Origin of the sequence: Nonomuraea lactucae (genome assembly GCF_003313395.1) — a bacterium.
Lineage (GTDB): Bacteria > Actinomycetota > Actinomycetes > Streptosporangiales > Streptosporangiaceae > Nonomuraea > Nonomuraea lactucae.
Genome location: NZ_QNFZ01000181.1, coordinates 1 through 9,593 on the forward strand (window position 1 = coordinate 1; position 9,593 = coordinate 9,593).

Sequence of the window (9,593 nt, forward strand, 5' to 3'; positions counted from 1 at the left end):
CGCGAGGCGGTGCTCCGCGCCGCGCTCCCCGCCGCCCCGGCCCCCGACCCCGCCGGCGGAGACCTGGAGGACGTGCTGGCCGTGCGGGTCGCCGACCTGACCGGCTACCAGAACGCGGCCCACGCCCGCTCGTACGCGGAGGAGGTGCGCCACGTCGCCGCGCTCGCCGCCCAGCAGGCCGGTGAGGAGGCCGGCACGCGCGTGGGCCTGGCCTACGCCAGGGGGCTGCACAAGCTCATGGCGTACAAGGACGAGTACGAGGTTGCCCGGCTGCACCTCGACCCGGCCGAGCGGGCCAGGCGCGAGCGCGAGTTCGGCTCGGACGCCGTCGTGTCGGTGCTGCTGCACCCGCCGCTGCTGCGCGCCATGGGCGTCCGGCGCAAGATCAGGATCCGCCGCGGGGCGGGGGCGCTGTTCCGCGGGCTGCGCGCGGCCCGGGTGCTGCGCGGCACCGTGCTCGACGTCTTCGGCTACGCCCGGGTGCGCCGCGTCGAGCGCGCGCTCGTCGGCGAGTATCGCGACCTGGTCCGCCGGGCGCTGGACCGGCTCATCCCGGACACCGCAGACGACGTGGAGGCCATCGCGGCCCTGCCGGAGATGGTCCGCGGCTACGAGGACATCAAGCTCGCCCGCGTCGCCGAGTTCCGCGACCGCGCAGCGACGGCTCTCGCCCGCCTGGACCGCGAGCCCGCCCCCCGAAGCGGCCGTTGACCGCCGTCCGCCTGCCGCCCGTGGAGGACGGCGGGACGGGGAAGACGGCGGGACGGGGAGGGCGTCAGGAGGACTGGCCGAGGGCGATGGTGTCGGCGACCTCCGCGTGCCGTTCCTCCTCCTCCCGCGCGAAGCGGGCCTCATCGAGGTGCTCGGCGATGTCCTCGTCCTGCTTCATCAGCGCCTCCAGGGACTGGCCGGCCATCTCCAGCACGCCCATGTCCGCGTACGCCCGCTGCAGGCGCGGGCTCCACAGCCCGATGTCCTTCACGCACGGGACGATGCGGCTGAACAGCAGCGAGCGGAACAGCCGCAGGTACTCCGAGTGGTCGACCGCCGCCATGGCCTCGTCGATATCGGCCCTGGACAGGCCCATGGTCTCCCAGGTCTCCCGGCCGCGCAGGCGGTCGCGCATCAGGTAGCAGCCCTCGATGACGAAGTCCTCGCGCTCGCGCAGCTCGCGCTCCGACAGGCTGCCGTAGTAGTCGCGCAGCGCCATCCGGCCGAACGCGACGTGCCTGGCCTCGTCCTGCATGACGTAGGCGAGGATCTGCTTGGGCAGCGGCTGGGTGGTGATGTCGCGCATCACGCCGAACGCCGCCAGCGCGAGCCCCTCGATGAGCACCTGCATGCCGAGGTAGGGCATGTCCCAGCGTGAGTCGGTCAGCGTGCTGTCCAGCAGCGCCTTGAGGTGCTCGTTGATCGGGTAGGCGAGGCCCACCTTCTCCTGCAGGAAGCGGGCGTAGGTCTCGGCGTGGCGGGCCTCGTCCATGGTCTGCGTGGCGGCGTAGAACTTGGAGTCCAGATCGGGCACGGTCTCCACGATCTTGGCCGAGCAGATCATGGCCCCCTGCTCCCCGTGCAGGAACTGCGAGAACTGCCAGGCCACGCCGTGCCGGCGCACCTCCCGGCGCTGCTGCTCGCTCATCCGCTCCCAGAGGGGGGTGCCGTAGATGGCGATGGTCTGGTCCGGGATGCCGAGCACGTTGTACGGATCGACCTCGAGGTCCCAGTCGATGCGCTTGGTGGAGTCCCACTGCTTGTCCTTGCCCTTCTGGTAAAGGGCGAGCATGCGGTCCCGGCCGTCGTCGTACTCCCAGGTGAACCTGGTCGTGCCGGCCATCTCCACGTTCCATGTGGAGAGCTCCGCGGGGATGGTGTAGAGATCGTGCGTCGTCATCGGACCTCCGGCGGGGGGCGACGTACACCGTACGTACACCTTCGAGCTTGCACGTACGGTGTACGTACGTCAATAGAATGAGCTATGACCACGGAGCCCCTGTCCAGGGCGCGCATCCTCGCGGCGGCGATCGACCTCATCGAGCGCGAGGGCGCCGACGCGGTGTCCATGCGGCGCATCGCGGCGGAGCTGGGCGTCGGCGTGATGTCCCTCTACAACCACGTGCCGAACAAGGACGCCCTGCTGAGCGGCGTCGCCGAGACCGTGCTCAGCGGCATCGAGTTCACCGACGACCCCGGCGCGCACTGGAGCGACCGGGTGCGGACGCAGGCCCACGCGTTCCGGCAGATCGCGCACCACTACCCCCGCTCCACCATGCTCGTGGTGAGCCGCACGCTCCACTCCAGCGCCGGGCTGCTGCCGGTCGAGCGGGCGCTGGCCACGCTGCGCGGCGCCGGCTTCGACGGGATCGACGCGGTCCGGATGCTGCGCATGTTCATCGCCTTCATCGTCGGGTCGCTGCTGCGCGAGGTGGGGGTGACGCCCACGTTCGCGCCGCCGCAGCAGCACCGCGCGGTCAGCGCCGAGCACGTCGATCCGGAGCTGTTCCCCCACGTGAGCGAGCTGGCCCCGCTGCTGGTCAGCTGTGATCACGAGGCCGAGTTCGAGTTCGGGGTGGAGATGCTCATCCAGGCCATCGCCGTGCACCCGGCACGCCGGGAGGGCACCCGGTGAGACCGGATGCCCTCCGTGACACTCTCACAAGGCACGCGCTCGGCGCGCCGGGCAGCCGTTCCTTCCCCTGAACGGCTGCGTCATTACCAGCTGCGTCAGTACCAGTTGTGCGACAGGAAGTGACCCCAGGCATCGCACGGCAGGCCGTACCTGCCCTGGATGTAGGTCAGTCCCCAGCGGATCTGCGTCTCCGGATTGGAGCGCCAGTCACTGCCCGCCCCCCGCATCTTCCCGCCGGGAAGCGCCTGCGGGATGCCGTACGCGCCCGACGAGCTGTTGTAGGCGCGGTGGTCCCAGTTGCTCTCCTTGGTCCAGAGACTGTCCAGGCAGCGGAACTGCCGGAAGGACCAGGACCGCCGGACCACGTGGTCCAGGGCGATCTCCTTGTTCCTGCTCCTGGGCCGCTTGGCGACGACCCGGGCTTTGGCGGTGGTCCGCCAGGTGCGGATTCTCACGACTGGCGCCTTCCAGAGGCTCTCGTGCAGAACCAGCGGTTCGGCCTCCGCGCGGGCCTCCATCATGGTGGCGCCCGTGGTGGCGCTGAGCGCGGTGGCCGTCGTCATCATGGCGAGTGTGCCGCGCAGCACGCGTTTGCTGTCCAATGCGATCCTTCTGTCGGGTCGCGTGCGGACGGGCGTCCCGGCTGTTCCGGGGCCCTGCCGGTCCGCGTCCGTGGCTCGGACGAGGAGGGTCCGCGCGGCCGCTCCGGGATCTGTCACCGCCCTGATCCGGCCAGGCGGCCCGCAGGGCCCGCGACGTGTCCTCTAGCGGGTTTCTATTACGCGCCGTCGTCGCCGGTCAGAGACTGAGACACGCGAAGGACAGGTGTTTGCTCGATCGTTCTGGAGGGATGGCCGTCTCGCTGGACCTGGTTGGGACGGCCCGGCGCCGCGTTGGCCCGTCCTTGGCGGGAAACGGGCGCCGGGCTGGGATTCGGGATCACTCCCGGCGGCGCGACCGATCAGTACCAGTGGCGCGACCGGAAGTGGCCCCACGCGCGGCACGGCGAGCCGTACCTCTGCTTGATGTAGCCGAGCCCCCACGCGATCTGCGTCCTGGGGTTGGTGCGCCAGTCGCGGCCCTTGGCGGCCATCTTGCGACCGGGCAGCGCCTGCGGGATGCCGTAGGCGCCGGAACCGTTGGCGGCCCGATGGTTCCAGCCGCTCTCCTTCGCCCAGAGCCGGACCAGGCACCGGTACTGGGCTCTGTTCCAGCCTCGCTTGGCCACCATGGGCCGGGCGATGGCCTTGTTGCGGACGCTGGTCGCCTGGGAGCTCTGCGCCTCTGCTGCCGTCGCCCCGCCCGCCGTCGCCAGGGCGGCGGACATGAGCAGGACGCTGGTACGGCGGAGCACGGGCATGCGGATGCCTTTCAGACGGGGTCGGGGACCGCGCCACCCTGCCTGACACACACCGTTTGTCGCGAATTGACCATGAAAGGATAGATCCCGGGCAAAGATCTCGATACATCCGTGTTCAGGGCCTTTATCGGTAAATTGTGGACCTCGTCACAAAACTGCGCCGAGTGTCGTTCTATAGGGTCGGCTCATGAGCCTTCGCGACATCCCGCTCCGCACCCTCGCGGGCGTCCCCACCTCACTCGGCGAGCTCGCCCCCGGCCCGTTCCTGATCGTCAACGTGGCCTCCAGGTGCGGCCTCACCCCGCAGTACACGGGCCTGGTGAACCTCCACCGGCAGTACGGCCCCCAGGGCTTCGCCGTGGTCGGCGTACCGTGCAACCAGTTTCACGGCCAGGAGCCGGGCTCCGCCGAGGAGATCCAGGAGTTCTGCTCGGTCACGTACGGCGTGGACTTCCCGATCCTGGAGAAGATCGACGTCAACGGCCCCGACCGGCACCCCCTCTACCGCGCCCTCACCGAGACCTCGGACGCGGGCGGCCAGGCGGGCGACATCGAGTGGAACTTCGAGAAGTTCCTGGTGGACCGCGACGGCGTCATCGCAGCCCGCTTCCGCCCCGGCATCACCCCGGAGAACCCGGCCATCACCACGGCCATCGAGAAGATCCTCTAGCCACCGCGGCTCGGAACGGGGCTCACCACCGGCGCACGCCCCCCCTCCCGCGCGCACGCGAGAGAGATCCCCTCGTCCGACCTCCACACCCAGGGATAGGGCGGGGGTGGAGGCGGTGGGGTGGGTGTACGAACATGACGTGTATGGGCGTGGTCCGTGCCGGGGTGGCCGGGTGGCGCGCGGGTGCGAGGCGGCCGTGACGCGCGGCGTTCTCGTGGTGCTCGCCGTCCTGGTCGTGCTGGCCGGGCTGCTGTGGGTGTTCCAGCGTTCGCTGATCTACCTGCCCGACCGGAGCCCGCTGCCGCCCGCCGGCCAGGTGATCCCCGGAGCGCGTGACGTCTCGTTCACCACGGACGACGGGATCCGGCTCGGCGCCTGGCACGTGCCCGGCGACCGGGGCGTGAGCGTGCTCATCGCGGGTGGGAACGCGGGCAACAGGCTGCATCGCGCGCCGCTGGCCCGGGCGCTCGCCGCGCAGGGGCTGGCGGTGCTGCTGATGGACTACCGGGGCTACGGCGGCAACCCCGGCAGTCCGAGCGAGGAAGGGCTCCATCGGGACGTCCTCGCGGCGCGCCGGTTCCTGGGGGACTCGCCGGTGATCTACTTCGGCGAGAGCCTGGGCGCGGCGGTGGTGACGCGCCTCGCCCTGGAGAGGCCGCCGGAGGGGCTGGTGCTCCGCTCCCCCTTCACCGACCTGGCGGCGGCGGGCCAGGCGAACTACCCGATCCTGCCGGTCCGGTTGCTGCTGCGCGACCGCTTCCCGGTCGCGAGCCGCATCGCCGCCGTCCGGGCTCCCATCGTGGTCCTCTACGGCACCCGCGACACCATCGTGCCGCCGGAGCTGAGCCGGGCGGTCGCCGAGGCGGCGGGAGGGAAGGCCAGGCTGGTCGAGGTGCCCGCGGCGGGCCACAACGACCTGGCCATGCTGACGGGGCCGGAAGTCGTCGGCGCCGTGGTGGACCTGGCCGGGCGCGTGGGCGGCACCCGCTGAGGCGGCAGGGCCCCGCGGTCAGTACGGCTGGCGGCGGGGGCCGCAGCTGCCGCGCACGATCAGCTCGGTCGGGAGCACGACGCTGCGGGTCCGCCTGCCGCCGCGGAGCACCAGCTCGGCCGCGCGGTAGCCGATGTCGCGCCCCGGCTGGGCGATCACCGTGAGCGGAGGTGAGCACAGCTCCGCCCAGGGCACGTCGTCGTACATCACCAGCGAGACGTCGCGCGGCACCCGGAGGTCCAGCTCCCTGGCCGCGAGCACGGCCGCCTCCCCCAGCACGTTGCCCGCGGCGAGCACGGCCGTCAGGTCGGGGCGGCTCTGGAACAGGCCCGAGGCCGCCGCGTAGGCCGAGTCACGACTGCCTGTGGCGAACACCACGAGCTCCTCGTCCACCGGCGGCCCCACCGCCTCGCGGAAGGCGGCCACCCTCCTGTCGTGGCCGGGTCCGCCGAGGAAGGCGATGCGCCGGTGGCCGAGCCCCCGGAGGTAGCGCACCGCCGTACGGACGCCCGCCCCGTCGTCGGCCAGGACGGCGGGCACGGCGGAGACCGCGGAGACGTCGGCGGCGCGCCCGGCGGATGGTGGGGCGACGCCGTCGAGCAGCATGAGGTCGGCGGTGACCCCGTGATCGTCGTCGGCCGCGGGCTCGGCGGGCAGCCGGGCGGCGAAGACCACGGTCATCCCCGCCCTGGTCACCGGCGTCCAGGTGTCCGCGCCCCCGGACGGCACCGCGATCACGCGGTCGACGCTCTGTTCGAGGAGCATCCCGACCAGCTCGGCCTCGCGCTCGGGGTCGTCGCCCGTGGAGCCGAGCACGACGGGCTCCCCCGCCGAACGCGCGCACGCCAGCACGCCCTCGGCGAGCTGGCCGAAGAACGTGTCGGTCAGGTCGGGCACGAGCAGGCCGATGCCGCCGGTGCGGCGCTGGCGCAGGTTGCGGCCGAGCGCGCTCGGGCGGTAGTCGAGCTGCGCGGCGACGGCCAGCACCCGCTCTCTCGTCCGCGGGCTGGCCGAGCCGCCGGACAGCACCCGCGACACGGTGGCCACGCCCACGCCGGCCGCCTCGGCCACGTCCTTGATGGTGGCCCGCTTCGCTTCCATGGAATCGATTCCATCATGCTTTCCACCGAACCGGAACCCCGGCCGCTCCGCATAAGCTGCTCACACACGGACTCTTGACAGCAGATGCCCCTTTCGGGTGAGATGCTTGAAAACGTATCCACGAGAGTGGTACCCCCCACGATATTCGGGCCGCCGCCCAGGACGCGAAGGACTGTCATGGCATCCATCGTTCTGACCAACGTCGACAAGATCTACGCCGGTGGCGTGAAGGCGGTGAACGGGCTCAACCTTGAGATCAAGGACGGCGAGTTCATGGTGCTGGTCGGCCCGTCAGGTTGCGGTAAGTCGACCGCCCTCCGGATGATCGCCGGCCTCGAGGACATCAGCGGCGGCGAGATCGCGATCGGCGACAAGGTCGTCAACCACCTGCCGCCGAAGGACCGCGACATCGCGATGGTCTTCCAGAACTACGCGCTCTACCCGCACATGACGGTCGAGGAGAACCTCGCGTTCGGCCTCAAGCTCCGCAAGATGCCCAAGCCGGAGATCCAGAAGCGCGTGAACGAGGCGGCCAAGATGCTCGGCCTCGAGACCTACCTCAAGCGCAAGCCGGCCGCCCTGTCCGGTGGTCAGCGCCAGCGTGTCGCGATGGGCCGCGCGATCGTCCGCGAGCCGCAGGCGTTCCTCATGGACGAGCCGCTGTCCAACCTCGACGCCAAGCTCCGCGTCTCCATGCGCGCCTCGCTCAACACGCTGCACGAGCGGCTCGGCGTCACCACCGTGTACGTCACGCACGACCAGGTCGAGGCCATGACCCTGGGCGACCGGGTCTGCGTCCTGCGCGACGGGCTGCTGCAGCAGGTCGACACCCCGCAGAACCTGTTCGACAAGCCGGTCAACCTGTTCGTCGCCGGGTTCATGGGCTCGCCGTCGATGAACTTCGTCACCGCCGAGCTGGTCCGCAACGGCGGCGCGGCCGTGGCCTTCGCCGGCATCAGGCTGCCGATCCCCGAGTCCACGTTCGTCGAGAAGCCGGGCCTCGACCGGTACATCGGCCGGAAGATCATCCTCGGCATCCGCCCCTCCGACTTCGAGGACGCGGGATCGGCCGGCACCCACGCCAACGGCTGGGCCACCCTGCCCGTCAGGGCCGAGGTCACCGAGGAGCTGGGCTCCGAGATCAACGTGCTGTTCCTCATCGACGCCCCGCCCGTCGAGCACAAGGACACCGTCGCCGCCGCCGACACGGGTGACGACGAGGAGGCCACGCTGCCGCTCGTGGGCGACAAGTCGCTCTGGACCGCCCGGGTCAACGCCCGCAGCCATGTCCGACCCGGCCAGAACATCGACCTGGTCGTCGACACGCACAACATGCACTTCTTCGACCCGACGTCGGGCCTGTCCATCGGCCACGCGGCCAACATCAGGGCGTAGAGCCCACCGGTTCTCGGCCAGGGGCCCCGCTCCTGACCGACTGGGCCCCCACCGCGACCCCCTCCCGCGGCGGGGGCCCGCCCATGTGGCGGGTCGCCGCCTCTGGGAGGCGCAGGTCCGTACGCGGCAGGGTGGTCAGCGGCGGCCGAGGCGGGCGGAGATGCCGCCCGCGAGGCCGCGCGGCAGGTATCTGCCCACCGCCACGATCGCCTTGTAGCGCACGTCGGGCACCGACACCCGCTTGCCCAGCGCCAGGTCGCGCATGGCCTCGTTGACCACGTCGTCGGCCTTCAGCCACAGGAAGCCGGGGAGCCCCGACATGTCCATCGAGGCCCGCTCGTGGAACTCGGTCCGCACGAACCCGGGACAGAGCGCCATGACCTTGACCCTGGGCTGCCGGATCTCGGCGGCGGCGGACTCACTGAAGTTCACCACCCACGCCTTGGAGGCGCCGTAGGTGCCGCGGGCGAAGAACGCGGCGACGGAGGCGACGTTGATCACCGCGCCGCGTTCGCGCTCCTTCATGCCGGGCAGCGCGGCCAGCGTCAGCCGCAGCACGGCCTCGCAGTGCAGCCGGAGCATGCGCAGCTCGTCCTCGACGGGCACCTCCAGGAACCTCCCCGGGTGCCCGAAGCCCGCGTTGTTGACCAGCAGGTCGACCCCGTCGCGCAGGCGCGCCTCGACGCGCTCCAGTCCGTCGTCGGTGGCGAGGTCGGCGCCGAGGACCTCGACGGTCACGCCGTATCTGAGTTTGAGCTGGTCGGCGACCTCGGCGAGCCGCCGCTCGTCGCGCGCCACCAGGACGAGGCCGAAGCCGTCTGCGGCCAGCCGCCTGGCGAAGGCGGCGCCGATGCCGGCGGTAGCGCCGGTGATCAATGCGGTGGGCATGCCAGCACCCTAACTCTCCACGCGCCCGTCGTGGCGTCGCCGGGCCGAGCGCGCGAGGGCCCCGGGGAGGCGCTCAGCAGACGCAGAACTCGTTGCCCTCGGGATCGGCCATCACCACGTGGTGGCCGGGGAACTCCCGCAGCACCGTGCCCCCGATCGCGCCCAGGCGGGCGACCTCCTCGATCACCCTGGCCCACCGCTCGTCGGGCGGGCCCTCCGCCACCCGCACGTCGAGGTGGAGCCGGATCTTCTGCGTCTTGGGCTCCCTCACCTGCTTCAGGAACAGCCGCGGGCCCCGCCCCTGGGGGCCCGCCGGCGCCCACCTGAGAGAGTTCCCAGGAACCTCACTCGCATCGGCCCAGCTCAGGACAGTCGGCGAGGCCAGGCCGGGCGAGCCCGCCCTCGCCTCTCCCGCGCAGCGTCTAGGGTCGGTCGCAGGAAGTGTGCGCGAGTAGAGCGAGGGCGGGCGGAGCGGGTGAGCACTACGACCGAGACGTCGGAGGCGCCGGAGGCGGACGGCGAGGCGGCGCCGGAGCGGCGCGGGCGCGCGCGCAGGCGCTGG

General features: G+C 71.5%; 11 protein-coding genes. 5 read left to right on the forward strand and 6 right to left on the reverse strand.

The genetic code is table 11. From position 1 onward, the window contains the following. Positions 1-711: DUF6537 domain-containing protein (locus tag DQW85_RS11780; RefSeq protein ID WP_338043374.1), on the forward strand; the 711-nt coding region annotated here is incomplete at its 5' end. 64 nt (positions 712-775) lie between these two features. Here DQW85_RS11780 and DQW85_RS11785 read toward each other — a convergent pair. Continuing rightward, the gene (locus tag DQW85_RS11785; protein ID WP_113700375.1) at positions 776-1,891 is read right to left on the reverse strand and encodes a ferritin-like domain-containing protein; all 1,116 of its coding nucleotides are present in this window, start codon (positions 1,889-1,891) and stop codon (positions 776-778) included. A gap of 84 nt (positions 1,892-1,975) precedes the next feature. Here DQW85_RS11785 and DQW85_RS11790 point away from each other — a divergent pair, with 84 nt between their 5' ends. Beyond that, the gene (locus DQW85_RS11790) at positions 1,976-2,626 is read left to right on the forward strand and encodes a TetR/AcrR family transcriptional regulator (protein WP_113700376.1); all 651 of its coding nucleotides are present in this window, start codon (positions 1,976-1,978) and stop codon (positions 2,624-2,626) included. A gap of 95 nt (positions 2,627-2,721) precedes the next feature. Here the strand turns inward: DQW85_RS11790 and DQW85_RS47910 are convergent, their stop codons facing one another. Beyond that, positions 2,722-3,228: an aggregation-promoting factor C-terminal-like domain-containing protein gene (locus tag DQW85_RS47910; protein ID WP_338043375.1), complete on the reverse strand. Its 507-nt coding sequence runs from the start codon at positions 3,226-3,228 to the stop codon at positions 2,722-2,724. Between the two features lie 359 nt (positions 3,229-3,587). Continuing rightward, complete coding sequence (locus tag DQW85_RS11800; RefSeq protein ID WP_113700377.1) at positions 3,588-3,986, reverse strand: aggregation-promoting factor C-terminal-like domain-containing protein; 399 nt, start codon at positions 3,984-3,986, stop codon at positions 3,588-3,590. Positions 3,987-4,173: 187 nt separating this feature from the next. Between DQW85_RS11800 and DQW85_RS11805 the strand changes: the two genes are divergently transcribed. Together DQW85_RS11805 and DQW85_RS11810 are read left to right on the forward strand one after the other, a co-directional pair. Continuing rightward, positions 4,174-4,656, forward strand: a complete 483-nt coding sequence (locus DQW85_RS11805; protein ID WP_113700378.1) for a glutathione peroxidase — start codon at positions 4,174-4,176, stop codon at positions 4,654-4,656. A gap of 172 nt (positions 4,657-4,828) precedes the next feature. After that, a complete protein-coding gene (locus tag DQW85_RS11810) occupies positions 4,829-5,647 on the forward strand; it encodes an alpha/beta hydrolase (RefSeq protein WP_240197101.1) in 819 nt (272 codons plus the stop codon). Positions 5,648-5,665: 18 nt separating this feature from the next. On the opposite strand, the gene DQW85_RS11815 is transcribed toward DQW85_RS11810, so the two are convergent. Beyond that, entirely contained in the window at positions 5,666-6,748 is a 1,083-nt protein-coding gene (locus tag DQW85_RS11815) for a LacI family DNA-binding transcriptional regulator (protein WP_113700379.1), read from the reverse strand. Positions 6,749-6,925: 177 nt separating this feature from the next. Here DQW85_RS11815 and DQW85_RS11820 point away from each other — a divergent pair, with 177 nt between their 5' ends. Further along, positions 6,926-8,143, forward strand: coding sequence for an ABC transporter ATP-binding protein (locus DQW85_RS11820; protein ID WP_113700380.1), 1,218 nt, complete (start codon positions 6,926-6,928; stop codon positions 8,141-8,143). A gap of 135 nt (positions 8,144-8,278) precedes the next feature. On the opposite strand, the gene DQW85_RS11825 is transcribed toward DQW85_RS11820, so the two are convergent. Together DQW85_RS11825 and DQW85_RS44400 are read right to left on the reverse strand one after the other, a co-directional pair. Continuing rightward, complete coding sequence (locus tag DQW85_RS11825; RefSeq protein WP_113700381.1) at positions 8,279-9,031, reverse strand: SDR family NAD(P)-dependent oxidoreductase; 753 nt, start codon at positions 9,029-9,031, stop codon at positions 8,279-8,281. A gap of 73 nt (positions 9,032-9,104) precedes the next feature. Further along, complete coding sequence (locus tag DQW85_RS44400; protein WP_162794915.1) at positions 9,105-9,416, reverse strand: VOC family protein; 312 nt, start codon at positions 9,414-9,416, stop codon at positions 9,105-9,107. Between the last annotated feature and the right edge of the window lie 177 nt (positions 9,417-9,593).